This is a genomic window from Xanthomonas fragariae, assembly GCF_017603965.1.
GTDB classification, from domain to species: Bacteria; Pseudomonadota; Gammaproteobacteria; order Xanthomonadales; family Xanthomonadaceae; genus Xanthomonas; species Xanthomonas fragariae_A.
In genome coordinates this window covers 1,290,872-1,307,333 of record NZ_CP071955.1, presented here as the reverse complement: position 1 = coordinate 1,307,333, position 16,462 = coordinate 1,290,872, and the positions used below count along the sequence as shown (strand labels likewise).

At 62.9% G+C, this 16,462-nt stretch carries 15 protein-coding genes and 1 pseudogene; 4 read left to right on the top strand and 12 right to left on the bottom strand.

All coding sequences use genetic code 11. The features are described 5' to 3' along the window. Positions 1-3: 3 nt before the first annotated feature. Genes murD through J5I97_RS06075 form a run of 4 tightly spaced genes read right to left on the bottom strand, consistent with a single transcriptional unit; the run spans position 4 to position 5,797 of the window. The gene (gene murD / locus J5I97_RS06090) at positions 4-1,413 is read right to left on the bottom strand and encodes a UDP-N-acetylmuramoyl-L-alanine--D-glutamate ligase (RefSeq protein WP_208590121.1); all 1,410 of its coding nucleotides are present in this window, start codon (positions 1,411-1,413) and stop codon (positions 4-6) included. Then, entirely contained in the window at positions 1,394-2,749 is a 1,356-nt protein-coding gene (gene murL / locus J5I97_RS06085; RefSeq protein WP_208590119.1) for a UDP-N-acetyl-alpha-D-muramoyl-L-alanyl-L-glutamate epimerase, read from the bottom strand. The genes murD and murL overlap by 20 nt, the downstream gene beginning before the upstream one ends. After that, on the bottom strand, positions 2,746-3,204 hold the full coding sequence (locus J5I97_RS06080; RefSeq protein WP_208590117.1) for a hypothetical protein: 459 nt from the start codon (positions 3,202-3,204) through the stop codon (positions 2,746-2,748). The genes murL and J5I97_RS06080 overlap by 4 nt, the downstream gene beginning before the upstream one ends. Then, positions 3,188-5,797: a bifunctional aspartate kinase/diaminopimelate decarboxylase gene (locus J5I97_RS06075; protein ID WP_208590115.1), complete on the bottom strand. Its 2,610-nt coding sequence runs from the start codon at positions 5,795-5,797 to the stop codon at positions 3,188-3,190. Before J5I97_RS06075 ends, J5I97_RS06080 begins: the two co-directional genes overlap by 17 nt. A 300-nt stretch (positions 5,798-6,097) precedes the next feature. Here J5I97_RS06075 and J5I97_RS06070 point away from each other — a divergent pair. Continuing rightward, positions 6,098-6,283, top strand: a pseudogene (locus J5I97_RS06070) (PhzF family phenazine biosynthesis protein); the annotation flags it as partial. A 31-nt stretch (positions 6,284-6,314) separates the two neighbouring features. Next, the gene (locus J5I97_RS06065) at positions 6,315-7,196 is read left to right on the top strand and encodes a PhzF family phenazine biosynthesis protein (RefSeq protein WP_208590113.1); all 882 of its coding nucleotides are present in this window, start codon (positions 6,315-6,317) and stop codon (positions 7,194-7,196) included. Between the two features lie 180 nt (positions 7,197-7,376). Here J5I97_RS06065 and J5I97_RS06060 read toward each other — a convergent pair whose 3' ends face one another. The 6 genes from J5I97_RS06060 to J5I97_RS06035 form a co-directional block, all read right to left on the bottom strand. Then, positions 7,377-8,393 carry an IS30 family transposase gene (locus tag J5I97_RS06060; RefSeq protein WP_208586408.1) on the bottom strand — a complete coding sequence of 339 codons (1,017 nt, stop codon included), beginning with the start codon at positions 8,391-8,393 and terminating at the stop codon, positions 7,377-7,379. Positions 8,394-8,570: 177 nt separating this feature from the next. Beyond that, positions 8,571-9,173 (bottom strand): glycine zipper 2TM domain-containing protein, encoded by a 603-nt coding sequence (locus J5I97_RS06055; protein ID WP_208590108.1) that lies wholly within the window; start codon positions 9,171-9,173, stop codon positions 8,571-8,573. 152 nt (positions 9,174-9,325) lie between these two features. Next, entirely contained in the window at positions 9,326-9,760 is a 435-nt protein-coding gene (locus J5I97_RS06050; protein WP_208590101.1) for an OsmC family protein, read from the bottom strand. 234 nt (positions 9,761-9,994) lie between these two features. Then, positions 9,995-10,942, bottom strand: coding sequence for an aspartate carbamoyltransferase catalytic subunit (locus J5I97_RS06045; RefSeq protein WP_208590099.1), 948 nt, complete (start codon positions 10,940-10,942; stop codon positions 9,995-9,997). Between the two features lie 13 nt (positions 10,943-10,955). Continuing rightward, complete coding sequence (gene ruvX / locus J5I97_RS06040) at positions 10,956-11,423, bottom strand: Holliday junction resolvase RuvX (protein ID WP_208590097.1); 468 nt, start codon at positions 11,421-11,423, stop codon at positions 10,956-10,958. Beyond that, on the bottom strand, positions 11,416-11,982 hold the full coding sequence (locus J5I97_RS06035; RefSeq protein WP_208590089.1) for a YqgE/AlgH family protein: 567 nt from the start codon (positions 11,980-11,982) through the stop codon (positions 11,416-11,418). The genes ruvX and J5I97_RS06035 overlap by 8 nt, the downstream gene beginning before the upstream one ends. Before the next feature lie 294 nt (positions 11,983-12,276). Between J5I97_RS06035 and J5I97_RS06030 the strand changes: the two genes are divergently transcribed. After that, positions 12,277-12,834 carry a DNA-3-methyladenine glycosylase I gene (locus J5I97_RS06030; protein WP_208590082.1) on the top strand — a complete coding sequence of 186 codons (558 nt, stop codon included), beginning with the start codon at positions 12,277-12,279 and terminating at the stop codon, positions 12,832-12,834. A gap of 269 nt (positions 12,835-13,103) precedes the next feature. Here J5I97_RS06030 and J5I97_RS06025 read toward each other — a convergent pair whose 3' ends face one another. Both J5I97_RS06025 and J5I97_RS06020 read right to left on the bottom strand, forming a co-directional pair. Continuing rightward, positions 13,104-14,234: a PilT/PilU family type 4a pilus ATPase gene (locus J5I97_RS06025; protein ID WP_208590080.1), complete on the bottom strand. Its 1,131-nt coding sequence runs from the start codon at positions 14,232-14,234 to the stop codon at positions 13,104-13,106. Between the two features lie 121 nt (positions 14,235-14,355). Further along, positions 14,356-15,393 carry a type IV pilus twitching motility protein PilT gene (locus J5I97_RS06020; RefSeq protein ID WP_208590078.1) on the bottom strand — a complete coding sequence of 346 codons (1,038 nt, stop codon included), beginning with the start codon at positions 15,391-15,393 and terminating at the stop codon, positions 14,356-14,358. A 354-nt stretch (positions 15,394-15,747) separates the two neighbouring features. Between J5I97_RS06020 and J5I97_RS06015 the strand changes: the two genes are divergently transcribed. Further along, a complete protein-coding gene (locus J5I97_RS06015; protein ID WP_208590076.1) occupies positions 15,748-16,440 on the top strand; it encodes a YggS family pyridoxal phosphate-dependent enzyme in 693 nt (230 codons plus the stop codon). The last annotated feature ends 22 nt before the right edge of the window (positions 16,441-16,462 follow it).

The window sequence follows — 16,462 nt, the reverse complement described above, 5'->3', positions numbered from 1 at the left end:
GAGCTACTGCACGCCCAAACCGGGAATCGCGCTGATCGCCGCCGGATCGAACCCGGCCAGTTGGGCGAAATGTCGGCCGCGTGCAACGTAGTCGCTGTAGACGCCAAAGCTGGGCGCACCCGGCGACAGCAACACCACACCGCCCTGCTCGCCCAGCGCCTCACGCGCCAGCCGCATTGCGTGTTCCAGATCGGTGCTGGCATGCAGACCGAAGCGACCGGCTTCGGCCAACGGGGCCAGCAGCGCATGAATGCGCGGCCCGTTGGCTCCCATGGTGACGATTTCCAGCGGGGCATGCTGCGCCATGTGCTCGGCAAAATCGTGCCAGTCCAGCCCACGATCATGTCCGCCGACCAGCAAGGCAACACGACGCTGCGCGAAGCAGGCAAGCGCCGCCAATGAGGCATGTGGCGTGGTGCTGATCGAATCGTTGACGTAGCTGATGCCGTCCACGCTGCCCAGCAGTTGCAGGCGGTTCGGCAATGGGCGAAAGCTCAGCGTAGCCGGTGCCAGCGCCGCCGCATCAAGGCCCAGCGCTTCCACCGCCGCCAGCACCGCGCACAGATTGCGGCGATTGTGTTCGCCAGGCAGCGGCACGTTGGCAGTATCGAACACGGCCTGCTCGCCGCGATACACCATATCGCCACGCAAGTGCCAGCCATCGGGATGGTTGAACCAACGCACCTCGCTGTCCGGCAACTGAAGCTGCGTCAGATGCGCATCGGCAGCATTGAGCAAGGCCATACGCGGGCGGCCCTCGGTGACCAACGACAGCTTGTCGCGCACGTAGCGCGCCTCGTCGCCATGCCAGTCCAGGTGCTCGGGAAACAGGTTCAACACCACCGCCAATTCGGGACGCGCGCCACTGCGCCCTACTTCACCGGTTTGATAGCTCGACAACTCGATCGCCCAATACGCTGGCAGCGGTTGCGGCGCCAGCACCTCCAGCAACGGTTGGCCGATATTGCCGACCAATGCAGTGCGATGTCCGGCCGCGCGCAACAGATGCGCTAGCAACGCGGTGGTGGTGCTCTTGCCCTTGGTGCCGGTGACGCAGATAGCGCCAGGCACGCTGCCGTCGGGCCCCGCGCGCTCGGCAAACCACAACGCGGTGCCACCGATGAACTGCGTGCCGTGCTCGGCGTTGGCGGTTTGCACCTCACTGCGATACGGGCTGATGCCGGGCGACTTCACCACGATCTCGAATCGGCCCAGCGCCTGCGCGCCAGCCTCGGTTTCTACATGCAACGCGACATCGGCCAGCGCATCGAGCTCGCGCGCTTCTTCGGCATTGCAGAAGATCGTCAGCACTTGCGTGGGCAACAAGGCGCGTAGCGCGCGATACGCCGCGCGTCCTTCGCGCCCCCAACCCCATAACGCAACCGCCTTGCCTTCAAACTGCGAAATTCGCACGCACGCGCTCCCACAGCGCCGATGGAATACGGTGCTCGCCATCGATGGCCATCAACGGCTCCAGCTGTAGCTCCTGCCGGTCCAGCTGCGGCTGGATGTCGCGGACAAAGCGCTTCACCAACGCGTCTTCCTTCCATTCGGCGCGGCTGGCCAGCATCGCCATTGCCGCACGCGATTCGCGGCCTTCGCCGACGCATTCGAATGGCTTGTGGTCCTGGAATTCCAGCAGCGCATCGTAGCCGCCGGCTTGCGCCGCATCGTCGAGCAGGTTGCGGCCGAAGATGTTGACCAAACGCGTCTTCGGCATGAACGGCGCCAGCGCCAGGAACACGAAATGGCACTTAGGGCAGACCCCGCACCAGCGATGCACCGGGCGTTCGCCCATAATGTGGAAGTTGCGATTGCAGCTGGAAAAATGCCCGTCGTAGCGATCGGTCCTGGCGAACTGCCGCGCCACTGCCAGCTCCGACAACGGCCGCAGCAACGAGTAATAACGCAGATCGGCCGCCACATGCCGCTGCACGTAGTCACCGAAGGTCTGCTCGAATGCCCAGCCCTTGGACCACTGGTGATTGACCTCGCCGGTGCCGGGAATCTGGCTGCCGTAACTGGCCGAACGTTCGTTGGAAAACACCACTTGGTCCACGCCATTGAGCAATGCGGCCAACACCAGAATGGCCGAGTTCACCGCAGTGACCGGGATATGCCCGTTCCACGCGCCCTGGCGATTGAGTTCGAACAATTCCGGCGCCAGCACGCGGTCGATAGTGAGCACCGGTAGACCGGTGCGCTCGGCGCAGGCGCGGATTAGCTGCGAGCCGCCGATCCAGCTGACGGTCTGATCCACTCCGGCATGACGCAAGACTTCGATACTCACCAGCGAATCCTTGCCGCCACCGATCGCGACCAACGCATGCTCGCGCAGACCCAGTACCGGTGCAGCGCCAGCCGGCTGTGCAGCGACAGGAAAGTTGATCTTGCCGTGCAGGTTCAAGCCATTGCGATAGGCGAACTCACCCAGGCCATGCAGGTAGACGTTTTCCACCAGCGCAGCGGTCTGCGCGTCGATGGCGTAATCGTCGATCTGGATGTTCGGCGGCACTGCGGCCTTGAAGTAACTGACACCTGCGATGAGATGCAGCAAGCGCAACGCCTGCTGCACAGCAGCCGCATGCGGGCCGTCCAATTCGAACGGTGCGCCTGGCACCGCGACGGTCTCGACCAACTCCGGCCCTTGATCGAAGGCATACACCAGCGTCGCCACGCCGGTCTGCGCGTCGAGTGCGCAACGCACGAAACGGAAGGTGGACATCTGGTGTTTGTCGAAAGCGCTCATGGACTACCTGCAAGAACACGTACGCGACGCAGATAACGTCGGCATAGGACATATTCAATCATGGAAAACGGCACTGCCGCCCACAGCAGCGGCAGGCAACCGAACAGCATCGCCAACAACAGAAAATCGCTGTTGCCGGCCTTCACATCGCCAGATACAGCGAAGGCAAGCGCCACATACAGCGCCACCACCGGCACATAACTCAGCGTACTCAACAGCACCGTGCGCACCGCCATGCCACCACTACTGCGTGCAGGTACCCGTGCATCGCGGCGACGCTGCCAGCGCCCGGCCAACCAAGCACCGCTGCCGGCGGCGACCAACGCCGGCAGCGCCCACTTGAAGCTTTCGGTCCACGGCATGCGCAGGTTCATCTGGTCGATGGCGGTGGCCAATGTCATCGCACCACCGCCGGCCAGCGTGCTGAGCGCAACGAACTCAACTTGCGGGCGCATCGATCACCTCTTCGCGCGGCAATGCGCGCTGGTTATAAGTGCTGACCATCGAATAGCCATAGGCGCCGGTGTCGGCGATCAGCATGACATCGCCCGGCGCGGTGTCGGCAGGCAACCGACGGCGCGTGCCGAACACATCCGACGACTCGCAGATCGGTCCGACGATATCGAACGCACCATCGGCGGGCGCGTCGAGCCGGCTGAGGTTTTCGATGTCGTGCCAGGCGTCGTACAGCGCCGGGCGGACCAAGGTGTTCATGCCGGCATCCAGACCGACACGCTGCACGCCATCCTTTTCGATCACCTGGGTGAGCTGCGCCAGCAACACGCCGGCCTCGGCCACCAGATAGCGGCCCGGCTCGATCGCCAGACGGTATCCCGGATGCACAGCCTTGACCTCGGCCAGGCCCTTGGCCCAGACATCCAGATCGAACGGCTCGTCGTCGGCGCTATACGGAATCGGCAAGCCGCCACCGATGTCGATGGTCTCCACCGTGCCGATACGACGCGCAAAACCGGCCAGCTCGTCGTACATCATCCGCCAGTGCTCGCCGGTCTCCACGCCACTGCCCAGGTGCGCGTGCACACCGGTGATGGTGACTTCGAGGGTGCGCGCGAACTCGACGAACTCATTCACCCGCGTGGACGACAACCCGAACTTGGACGCCTTGCCGCCGGTATTGACCTTCTCGTGGTGCCCATCGCCGTGACCAAGATCGATGCGCAGCCACACATTACGGCCGCGGAACACCTCCGGCCAGCGACGCAGCGCTTCGAGGTTGTCCACAGTGACGGTCACGCCCAGCGCAAATGCAGCTTCGTATTCGGCTATGGGCGCAAAGCTCGGCGTGAACAGCACACGCCGCGGCGACAGCTCGGGCAGCGTCTGGAACACGCGCCGCAACTCGCCGTGCGAGACGCATTCCAGGCCGAAACCTGCCTGTTCCAGCGCCATCAATATGGCCGGATGCGCATTGGCCTTGATCGCGTAATAACGCTGATCCACCGCAGCAATCTGGGCCAAGGCATGCGCACGCGCACGCACGGTTGGCAGGTGATACACGTAGCGCGGCGTACCGGCCCGGGATAGCGACAGCAGATGCTCCCGCTCGGCATGCCACCACGGCGTGGGCCGCGGGCGCACCGAGCCGATGATCTGCCGCCAGCGCGGGCCGAACACCTCGCCTTCGCTGACCGGCATCGCACCGCTGTCGATCAGTTCGGCGTGGAGAATCGGCAGCAAACCATCGGCATCGGATTCGTCGATGACGAAGGTCAGATTCAAGTCGTTGGACGACTGCGAAATCATGTGCACGCGTTCCTGCCCGAACGTGGCCCACACATTGGAGAGCTTGTGCAGCAGCGAGCGCATACCGCGCCCGACCAGCGTGACTGCCGCGCAGGGAACGATGATCTTGACCTTGCAGATCTGCGACAGATCGGCCGACAACGCCGCCAGCACATCGGTGTCGACCAGATTCTCGGACGGATCCAGCGACACGGTGACATTGGTCTCGGCCGAACCGATCAGGTCCACCGACAAGCCGTGCTTCTTGAACAGGGCGAACACATCGGCAAGAAAGCCGACCTGCTGCCACATGCCGATACCTTCCATCGACACCAGCACGATGCCGTTGCGGCGGCTGATCGCCTTGACGCCCAACACCGGCTCGGCATTGCCGTCGATGCTGGTGCCCGGCAAGTCGGGGCGCTCGGTGTCCAGAATCGCCATCGGCACGCCGGAATCGCGGCATGGTTTGATCGAGCGCGGATGCAACACCTTGGCGCCGGTGGTGGCAATCTCCTGTGCTTCGTAATAATCCAGACGGGTCAGCAAGCGCGCGTCCGGCACTTCTTTGGGATTGGCGCTGAACATGCCGGGCACGTCGGTCCAGATTTCCACACGACTGGCGCCAAGCAGCGCACCGAAATACGCCGCCGAGGTGTCCGAACCGCCACGCCCCAGAATTGCGGTGCCACCATCGGCATGCCGCGAAATGAAACCTTGCGTGATCAGCAGCCGCGTGGGCTGCGCATCGAAGCGCGTGCGCCAGTCGGCGTCGGACTGCCACTGGCAGGACACCGACAACCGCTTGGACCATTCGCTCTGATTGGGCTGAGGCGGCAACGCAGACAGCCACTGGCGCGCGTCCAGCCAGCCCATATCCAGACCATTGGCGTGCAGATAAGCCGCACCGATGGCCGAGGACAACAGCTCGCCCTGCCCCATTACTTCGGCCTGCCAATCCAGCGTGCGCGTTGTCGCGCGCGCATCGCCCAACAATGCATGCAATGCGGCAAGTCGCTCACCAAGCACGGCATCGGCATCCAGTTCCAGCTCCGCCAGGAACGCGCGATGGCGTTGTTCCAGCGACGCAACGCGCTGCGCGCTGTCGGCAGCGCCATCGGCGATCGCGGTGAGTTCGTTGGTCACGCCCGACAGCGCAGACACCACTACCAGCACGCGCCCGCCGGTCTCGTTGGCCCGTTTGCTCGCCAATTTTCCAATCGTCTCCCAGCGATGACGACGCGACACCGAGGTGCCGCCGAACTTGAGGACGATCCAACGATCGGTAGAGTGAGGAGCTGACATTGAGATAGGCGTTTAGAATGGGAAGATACCCGGTATGCCGGGCGGAGCCTGCGATTCTACTGCCAATGCCGCTCGCCTGACCCCACGTGCGATCACAGCGCACCGGTGGCCGCCACCATCGCCACATCGGTTTGCGCTGCAACCATCGGCGCGCCTTCCTGCGATCCAGATTCACTCATCACAAGCAAGCACCGTTATCTGCAACTGGATGTCTTCGATGACAGATACGGCAACGGCAATCCACTAGAGCGTGTCATGCACTTTGGAGCGAGTGCGAAGTGGCCTGTGGCACGTCGAGACAAGGCCTGCATTGCCGAACGTTTGCACAGCGAACGCCGATTGCCGGGCACCGATTCGCGCTACGTCGCCAACCAGTGACGCGAGGTCGGGCGCGATGGTCGCTTTCACGTGGAGGTGGATGCCGAAGCCGACGTCTGGATTGGCGGAATGAGGAAGCAAGTGATCGAGGGCCGTATCGATTGGTAAGCTGCCACGCCCTTATCGCGGAACCGCCGCCATGACCACCCGCCGCTTCCTGCAACTGGATGTGTTCTCCGCCCGCCCCGGCAGCGGCAATCCGCTGGCGGTGGTGCTGGACGCCGCCGATCTGGACGATACGGCGATGCAGTCCATTGCACGTTGGACCAAGCTGCCGGAAACCACCTTCGTGTTTCCGGCGCTAGATGTGCAAAGTAGTTATCGGCTACGGATGTTTTCGCCGCAAAAAGAAGTGCCATTCGCTGGCCACCCGAGCGTGGGCACGGCACATGCGGTACTCGACGCCGGGCTGGCCGCGCCGAACGAGGGCGTGCTGATACAGCACGGCATCGCCGGCCAGTTGCCGCTGCGCGTGGAGCAGATCGATGGCCACCGCAGCATCGCCATCCGCACGCCGCGCGCGCGCGTGGCCGAGCAAGTGGACGCCGACGACCCGCGCCTGAGCGATGCGTTGCACGGCTGGCCGCTCGGCAGCCTGCCACCCGCACTGATGGACGGCGGCCGCACCTGGTGGGTGGTGGAACTGGCCAGCGAAACGGCACTGCGCAGCCTGCAGCCGAATTGGGAAGCGGTCGCTGCGCTGGCCGAATCCACCGGCAGCATGGGCGTGTTCGCCTATGCACGCGCCGCAGCGCCGGGTGTCTACGATCTGGCGGTGCGCGCTTTTGTCGGCAATGGTCGGCGCTTCGAAGATGCCGCCTCCGGCGCGGCCAATGCGGTGCTCGCCGCATGGCTGGACAGCCGTCACGCATTGCCTGGCAAGGAGCGACGCTACGTGGTCAGTCAGGGCCGCGAAATCGGTTTCGACGCGTTGCTGGAACTGTGTATCGATGCCAACGGCGACGTGTGGTCGGGCGGCCAGGTGCAGACGGTGATTCGCGGGACGCTGGATTGGGCGTAATCGAACCTGATTCCGCGGTCTAACGACACCGGATTGCAGAACCCCAAACGCAGCGACGCGCGCGGTGCCTGTGCTGCTGGATCAAATGCCACTGTCGATGCACCAGTCATTCAAACGCTTTGTATCCAGCGCAGCACATCGCATTGATCGAGATCGCAGCGATACCAACACAGGGTGGTCTCAAGATTCAAGTGCAACACGTGATTTGAAAGTTGCCAGTTCATGCTCCATCGCCTCGCTCGGCGTTTTCCATCCCAACGTCTCGCGTGGACGGGTGTTCATCAGTAATGCGATGTGATTGAGGTACTCCTGACTGACGGTGGACAGATCCGCACCCTTGGGCAAGAACTGGCGAAGTAGGCCATTGGTGTTTTCGTTGCTTCCGCGCTGCCAAGGCGCGTGTGGATCGGCAAACCACACATTGATGTTCAGTCCCTGCATCAGCTCGGCATAACACGTCAGTTCGGTCCCGCGATCATAGGTCAAGCTCGTTCGCATCGAAGCGGGAAGCCTTTTCATCTGGCGGGTAAACCCTTCCAGCGCATCGGCAGCCGTGCAGCCGTCCATTCGGCACAGCACCACAAAGCGCGTCTTGCGCTCCACCAACGTGCCAACGCAGGAACGATTGAACGCGCCCTTGATCAGATCGCCTTCCCAATGACCTGGAATCAGGCGCTGTCGCACGTCTTCGGGCCGGTGCACGATGCGTAGTTCCTCCGGCACCCAGGTGCGTTTGGCAGCGGTCGTACGCCGCAATCCCCGAGTAGGCTTGCCCTGGCGTAAAGCCTCCACCAGCTCCTTTTTCAGGCCACCGCGCGGGTGCGCATAGATCGTTGCGTAGATGGTTTCGTGGCTGACGCGCTGGGCAGAATCATCCGGATGCATGATCAAGAGCTTGGCAGCAATCTGCTGGGGCGACCAGCGCCACAGCACAAGATGATCACGCACCAGCTGGAACAAATCCGTCCCCGGGGTCAGCCTACGCCGCCGAACACTGCGCTGACGCCGCGCTTTGTAACGCCTGGCCGCATCTGCCGCACAGTAGCTCGTGGCGCCCTGCCTGACCAGCTCCCTGCTCAATGTCGATGGGCTTCTGCACAGAAGTCTGGAGATCGAGCGCAAGCTTTGACCACGCCGTGTTTCGATTTGCAGCACCGCGCGCTCTTCTGCACTCAGATGGAGATAGCTTTTTGACATGTGAACACCTTACTTGCTATGAGGGTGTTGCACTTGGAAGTTGAGTCTAAGCAGCACTGCTGCGCATGAATTGCTACGGGCCAGAAACAAAAAACGCTGCGGTCGCCCGCAGCGTTTTCTTCGTTCAACAACCTGATCTCGACCGCTTGACCAAAGCCGCACGCGACATCGTAACGATCAGTCAGGATTCACATCCACGCGTACGCGGATGCGGTCGCCCGGGTTGTAATCGCTACGCGTGTGATAAGCGCGGCCCGCATATTCATAGGTCACATCATAGCCAGCGACGCGGTCGCGCTCGCGGCGGTAGGACACCGGCTCGCACACCCTGACATTGCCCTGGTAATTGCGATTATTGGCTTGGTAGATCGAGCGACCTGCCGCCACGCCGGCCATAGTGCCAACTGCAGTGCCGACCAGACGGCCATTGCCGCCGCCAACCTGGCTGCCGAGCACCGCACCGGCGATACCGCCGATCACGCTGGCCACACCGCGATTAGACACACCCGGCTGGCCGTAATTGCCGCCATCGCGGTAATCGCCGTCGTTGCTGGTGTAGTAACCGTCGGCGGGACGGGTGTAGCAACGTTCGCTGGTGCGCTCGTTGTAGGAGTCGGACACGATGATCGGTTCAACGCGCACCACGCGCGCATATTCGTAACGACCCTCCTCATAGCTGCCACGGCCGTTGTCGCGGTAGCCGCTGTCATAGCGCTGTGCCGTTGCATTGCCTGCCACGACCAGACCGATCATCAAAGCACCAAGCACGAGAGTTTTCATTGCAGCAGCTTCATAGGGAGAACACGCTGCCGATGCTCGGCTTGCGCCAGTGAAACCGCCCTGAACCACACCGCCCGCACAAAGCCCTATTAAGGTAGCCGCCAGCTGCGCGCGCCGGCATGTTGCACCGGCGCGCTTCAGCCTTGTCAGAATCAGCTGGAAAATTCGGTCTCCAGGCTCATCGGCACCGCGCTCAGTGCCTTGGACACCGGGCAATTCTTCTTGGCGGTATTGGCCAGTTCGCGGAACCTAGCTTCGTCGATACCCGGCACCACGGCCTTGAGCTTGAGCCGGATCTGCGACAGCTGTGGGCCACCTTCCATCGACAGATCCACGTCGGCGCGCGTGTCCAGCGAGATCGGCGGAAAACCTGCTTCGGTCAACTGCGCAGACAGCGCCATAGTGAAGCAGCCGGCATGCGCAGCAGCAATAAGCTCTTCAGGATTGGTGCCCTTCTCGTCACCGAAGCGGCTGCTGAAGGCATAGCGGGTGTTGTCCAGCAGCCCGCTTTGCGGCGTGTTGAGCTGGCCTTTGCCGGTCTTGAGGTCGCCTTCCCAGTGCGCGGTGGCGTGACGTGAAATACCCATTGCGGTCTCCTGCGATGAAAGGGACAACCACGATAGGCGGGCGCTTGTTACGACGTGGTGCCGGGCATCGGGCATCGGGCATCGGGCATCGTAAAAGCAGATCATCCGCGGATTTCGCTAAGCAAGGTGGCTTCTGCTGTGTGCGTGGGAGACACATTACTTGGAGAACGACCGCGCCACTTCCTGTGTACGCGGTTGTGCACGCTGTGTACGCGGTCGTGTTGCTGGGCTCGCTTACCCGAGCAGGGTTTCCAGCACCGCCATGCGCACGGCGACGCCGTTGGCGACCTGGCGCAACACGCACGATTGCGCGCCATCGGCGACTTCGTCGGTGATTTCAACGCCGCGGTTGATCGGGCCCGGGTGTAGCACCGCTGCATCGCGGCCGGCACGCGCCAGGCGCTCGCGGGTGAGCCCGTATTGGGCGTGGTAGTGCTCCAGCGAAGGCACCAGGCCTTCTTCCATGCGCTCGCGCTGCAGGCGCAGCATCATCAGTGCGTCGACGCCTTCGAGCATGGAGTCGAAATCCTGACCGACAACGCAGCCGTCCAGCATGTCGTCGTCGGGCAGCAGGCTGCCCGGGCCACAGACACGGATCTCGCCGGCGCCCAGCGTGCGCAATGCGTGCAGGTCCGAGCGTGCAACACGCGAGTGCTTCACGTCGCCGACGATTACCACCTTGAGCTTGGAAAAATCGGTGCCCTTGGCCTGGCGCAGGGTGAGCATGTCGAGCAGGCCCTGGGTGGGATGCGCGCTGCTTCCGTCGCCGGCATTGATCAGCGCAGTACCCTCGCCTGCGGCCTCGGCCAGCGCTTCTACTGCGCCGTCGTCGGGATGGCGCACCACAAAGCCACGCACGCCCATCGCCTCAAGATTCTTTAAGGTGTCGCGCGCGGTCTCGCCTTTGCGGGTCGATGACGTGGACGCATCGAAATTGATTACGTCCGCGCCCAGCCGCTGCGCGGCGAGATGAAACGAGCTGCGCGTGCGTGTGGACGGTTCAAAGAACAGCGTGCACACCGCAGTGCCGGCCAGCACGCTGCGCTTGCCGACGCGCCCCACTGCCGCGTCGCGGATCTGGCCGGCACGATCGAGCAGCTGCAGCAGCGTGGCGCGCGGCAGTCCTTCCAGGGTGAGCAGGTGGCGCAGGCGTCCATCCGAATCGAGTTGCATGGTGGTCATCGCAGGTCGGGAGTTAAGGAAGAGAAGTGGCTTGGTCGGGCGCGGCCAACCAGCGTTCGACGATCACCGCAGCTGCCATCGCGTCCAGCGCTTCGGCATCGCGGCGGCGCTTGCGGCCACCGGCGCGCTCGCGCGCGAAACGCTGCGCAGCTTCGACCGAACTGGACCGCTCGTCGATCAACACCACAGGCAGCGCATAGCGCTCACGCAGTTCGCGTGCAAATGCATGCGCACGCTTGCGTGCGGGTTGGTTTTTGTCATCCAGGGTCAGGGGGTCGCCGACCAACAGACCGTTGGGGCGCCATTGCTTCTGCACCCGGTCCAGCGCGACCCAGTCGGGGCCGCTGGCATGCACATTGATGACGGCAACCGCGCGCGCGCCGGCGCCCAGCGCAGTGCCAACGGCCACACCGATACGTCGCGACCCCACGTCGAAGCCCAGCACCGTGCCATCAGGGCGGATCGCGCCCGTCTCAGGCATGCCCGGAATAATCCGTCAGCCGAAACAGGTCCACGCCGATGCGCCCGGCAGCGGTCTGCCAGCGGTCTGCCAGCGCGGTGGCGAACAAGACGTTGGCATCCGACGGCGCAGTGAGCCAACTGTTCTCGCCCAGTTCGAACTCCAGTTGCCCCGCGCCCCAGCCGGCGCAGCCCAGCGCCACCAGCGCGTTGTGCGGGCCTTCGCCAGCCGCCATGGCCTCAAGAATGTCACGCGAGGTGGTCAGATAGACGCCCTGCCCCACTTCCAGACTGGAATCCCACTCGCGCGCATCGTCGTGGATCACGAAGCCGCGCTCCGGGTGCACAGGCCCGCCGCTGAGCACGATCTGCTCGCGCAGATGCTCGTCGGCGGTGTCGATGCCCATCTGCGACAGCACTTCGCCCAGGGTGTATTCGGAGGGCCGGTTGACCAGCACTCCCATCGCGCCGTTTTCGTCGTGCTGACAGATCAGCGCGACGCTGCGCGAAAAGGTGGGATCGGACAGCGCCGGAAGCGCGATCAGCAGTTGGTTGGCCAGAGGCGTGGGCAAAACGGACATGAGCGTATTCTAGCCGTTCGCTCCGCCGCGCGCAGAGCCGCTGCCATACATGACACTTGCTGGCGCCAATGGACTGCATAAGTTGCCGATCGATTGCCACGCCGCTGTGCCCCTGCCACGCCGGTCCTGCGCGTTCAGATTGTAGGGACCAACGCTGCCCCATACCGCACGCGATGCATTGCGCCGGCGCGCGGCGAACTTTCCAACGCGCAGCTGGCAGGCCGTGCGGGCGTCAGGAACGACCCGCTGCGACGTCGCGCCCACCAACGCCGCATACCGATCAAAGGCAATCCCATGAGTAGCTATTGCAGCATCGCGCCAGGCCATCCGGTCCACGGCCACTACCACGACCACGAATACGGTTTTCCGCAACGCGACGAGCGCAAGCTGCTCGAGCGGCTGGTGCTGGAGATCAATCAGGCAGGACTGAGCTGGGAAACCATCCTGCGTAAACGCAGCAACTTCCAACGCGCCTACGACGGTTTCGATGTGGACACGGTGGCAGCGTACGGCGAAACCGACCTTGCCCGGCTGATAGGCGACGCCGGCATCATCCGCAACCGACTAAAGGTCTTGGCGGCGATCCACAACGCTCAAGCCATCCAGAGCCTGCGCAGCTCGCATGGCAGCTTTGCGCAATGGCTGGACGCGCACCATCCGCTCGACAAGCCGGACTGGATCAAGCTGTTTAGGAAGACCTTCTGCTTCACTGGCGGCGAAATCACCGGCGAGTTCCTGATGAGCCTGGGCTACCTGTCCGGCGCGCACCATGCCGACTGCCCGGCGTTTGCGCGGATCCAGGCGCTTTTGCCGCCGTGGATGCAAGCGCAGCAGCCTTCCAGGAGTGGCTAACAAAACCTGACAAGCAATCGCCAGGTGGGTGCGGGCGGCGCTGAGTGAACGCAGCGCGTGTAAGGGGGGTAATGCAGATTACGAGCACCGGCTGCGCCCGCCTGGCAGCGGCTCAGTAGTTTTGTTAGCCGCTCTAAGAGCAACGAACAACGACTGCTTGCCGTCCATGCCGGCCTGGCCAATGCTAGCGGCGCTCTAGTAGCGGCTGTAAAAATAGAACGGGATTGACCAGCACAAACACCACCCCGAATGCATGACCGCTGTCGGCCTCACCGAACTTCGGCAATTTCCACGCCGTCCAGGCCCTGCGACAGCGTCTTGGCATCACCACCCTGCGAGAGCTTGATGCGCAGGCGAACCTCGTTCTGCGAGTCGGCGTAGCGCAGCGCGTCTTCGTAGCTGATTTCACCGGCCTGGTAGAGCTCGAACAGGCTCTGATCGAAGGTGCGCATGCCCAGGTTTGTGGACTCCTTCATGATCTCCTTGAGCTTGTGGATCTCGCCGTCGCGGATGTAGTCCTGCACCAACGGCGTGCCCAGCAGGATTTCCATCGCCACGCGACGGCTGCGTCCATCCGGGGTCGGAATCAACTGCTGCGCGATCACGCCCTTGAGATTCAGCGACAGATCCATCAGCAGCTGGTTGCGGCGCTCGTCCGGGAAGAAGTTGACGATGCGGTCCATCGCCTGGTTGGCGTTATTGGCATGCAGCGTGCACAGCACCAGATGACCGGTTTCGGCGAAGGCAATCGCGTGGTCCATGCCTTCGCGGGTGCGCACCTCGCCGATCATGATCACATCCGGTGCCTGGCGCAGGGTATTTTTCAGAGCATTTTCCCAGCTATCGGTGTCGATTCCGACTTCACGCTGGGTGATGATGCAACCCTCGTGCTTGTGCACGAATTCGATCGGGTCTTCGATGGTGATGATGTGCCCGGTGGAATTCTGGTTGCGGTAGCCGATCATCGCTGCCAGCGAGGTCGACTTACCGGTACCGGTGGCACCGACAAAAACGATGATGCCGCGCTTGGTCATTGCCAGCGTCTTGATCACCGGCGGCAGACTCAATTCGTCGACGGTGGGAATACGCGTTTCAATCCGCCGCAGCACCATGCCGACCTGGTTGCGCTGATAAAAACAGCTCACACGAAAACGCCCCACCCCGGACACGCCAATGGCGAAATTGCACTCGTGGGTCTTTTCGAACTCTTCGCGCTGCAATGTGGTCATCACATTCAACACAAGGTCGCGGCTCTGCTGCGCGGTCAACGGGGTCTGGGTGATCGGACTGATCTTCCCATTAACCTTGATCGCCGGCGGCATTCCCGAAGTGATAAACAGGTCCGACGCCTTCTGATGCGCCATCAGCTTGAGGAAGGAGGTGAAGTCGATGGTACTCATAGCGTGCTCCTTCGGAGCCGGGAATGGAGAATCGGGATTGGGGATTCGTAAGAGCGGACTGTCCTGAGATCAGTAGGAGATCCGCTTTTGCGAATCCCCAATCCCGTCTCCCGAATCCCGTCTACTCGAATATCCGCTTGTCCTTGGCGTATTCGCGTGCTTGGTTGCGCGTGATCAGGCTGCGTTTGATCAGGTCCTGTAAATGCTGATCCAGCGTCTGCATGCCGTACTGCTGGCCGGTCTGGATCGACGAATACATCTGCGCCACCTTGTCCTCCCGGATCAGGTTACGGATGGCCGGGGTGCCGACCATGATTTCCCAGGCGGCGGTGCGTCCACCGCCGACCTTCTTCAGCAGCGCCTGCGAAATCACCGCGCGCAAGGATTCGGACAGCATCGAGCGCACCATCGGTTTTTCGCCGGCCGGGAAAACGTCGATGATGCGGTCGATGGTCTTGGCCGCCGAGCTGGTGTGCAGGGTACCGAACACCAGATGGCCGGTTTCCGCAGCGGTGAGTGCCAAGCGGATGGTTTCAAGATCGCGCAACTCGCCGACCAGGATGATATCCGGATCTTCACGCAATGCCGAGCGCAACGCTTCGTTGAAGCCGTGCGTGTCGCGGTGCACTTCGCGCTGATTGATCAGGCACTTCTGCGAGGTGTGCACGAATTCGATCGGATCCTCGACAGTGAGGATGTGGCCGTATTCGTTCTTGTTGATGTAGTCGATCATGCCGGCGAGCGTGGTCGACTTGCCTGAACCGGTCGGCCCGGTGACCAGGATCAAGCCCTGCGGCTGATCGATCAGCTGCCGGAAGATCGGTGGGCAGCCAAGGTCTTCCAGCGTCAGCACTTCGGAGGGAATGGTACGGAACACCGCACCGGCACCGCGGTTCTGGTTGAACGCATTGACGCGGAAGCGCGCCAGCGACGGAATTTCGAACGAGAAGTCGACCTCGAGGAATTCCTCGTAATCGCGGCGCTGCTTGTCCGACATGATGTCGTAGACCAGCGCGTGCACCTGTTTATGGTCCAGGGCCGGAATATTGATGCGGCGGACATCGCCATCAACTCGGATCATCGGCGGCAGGCCTGCAGACAGGTGCAGGTCCGACGCCTTGTTCTTGACAGAAAACGCCAATAGTTCAGCGATATCCATGCGCTGCTTTTTCCCCTAGGCTGCGATTGGAATGTACTCCCCTGGCCGGCAGTATAGCGTTCTGGCTGCTGGCAGGAAGCGGTCCGGCCGGTTCAGGCTGGCAGTGGCGCGCCGGGCTGAATGTGATGGTTTTCGGCCGTGGCGCAGGCACGGCGCTTGCCCTGACGCAGATTTCGGCATCGATGGCCAGGTTGGGTCGCATCGGGTCGTGCTGCCCACACCACACCAAAGACAGGTGCAATCGCGATCTGGCAGCGCTTTTGGCGCATCAATGGCGGTACGCAACGCATGGCCGGCTGGAAGGAAGCATCGGCGGGCGGCACTATAGCGCTCCCGTCCTTTTGGGAGTGCCACGTGCCGGCTTCGTCGCTGCAGCAGATTCTCGATGCCATCCATGCGGCAGCTGCCGAGCACGCGCGTGCCGAGGTGCGCCTGCTTGCGGTGTCCAAGACAAAGCCGGCCGACGCCGTCGCCGCCCTGGCGGCCCAGGGCCAGCGCGCATTTGGCGAAAATTACGTGCAGGAAGCAGAAGCCAAGATCGTAGCCCTGCGCACGTTGGGGCTGGAATGGCATCTGATCGGCCACCTGCAATCCAATAAGGCCGAACTGGCCAGCCGGTGCTTCGATTGGGTGCAGACGGTGGACCGCGCCAAACTGATCCCGTTGCTGGCGCGCTATCGCCCGGATGACCGCGCGCCGTTGAATGTGCTGATCCAGGTCAATATCGACGACGAGGATAGCAAGCACGGGTGCGCTCCGGATGCGATCGACAGCCTGGCCGAGGCCATTGCGCTGCAGCCGCGATTGCAACTGCGCGGGTTGATGGCAATCCCCGCACCGTTCCCCGAACAGACACCTCGCACCGCCGCTTTTACCCGCATGCAGGCGCTGTTGGAGCAACTCAAAGGCCGCTACCGGCAGGTGGACACCTTGTCGATGGGCATGAGCTCGGACTTCGCCGAAGCGATCGCGGCCGGCGCCACCATGGTGCGCGTCGGCACAGCCTTGTTCGGTGCACGCGATTGCTCGTCTGCCGCATCCGCCTGATCGGCATCGCACGTCCGCGAAG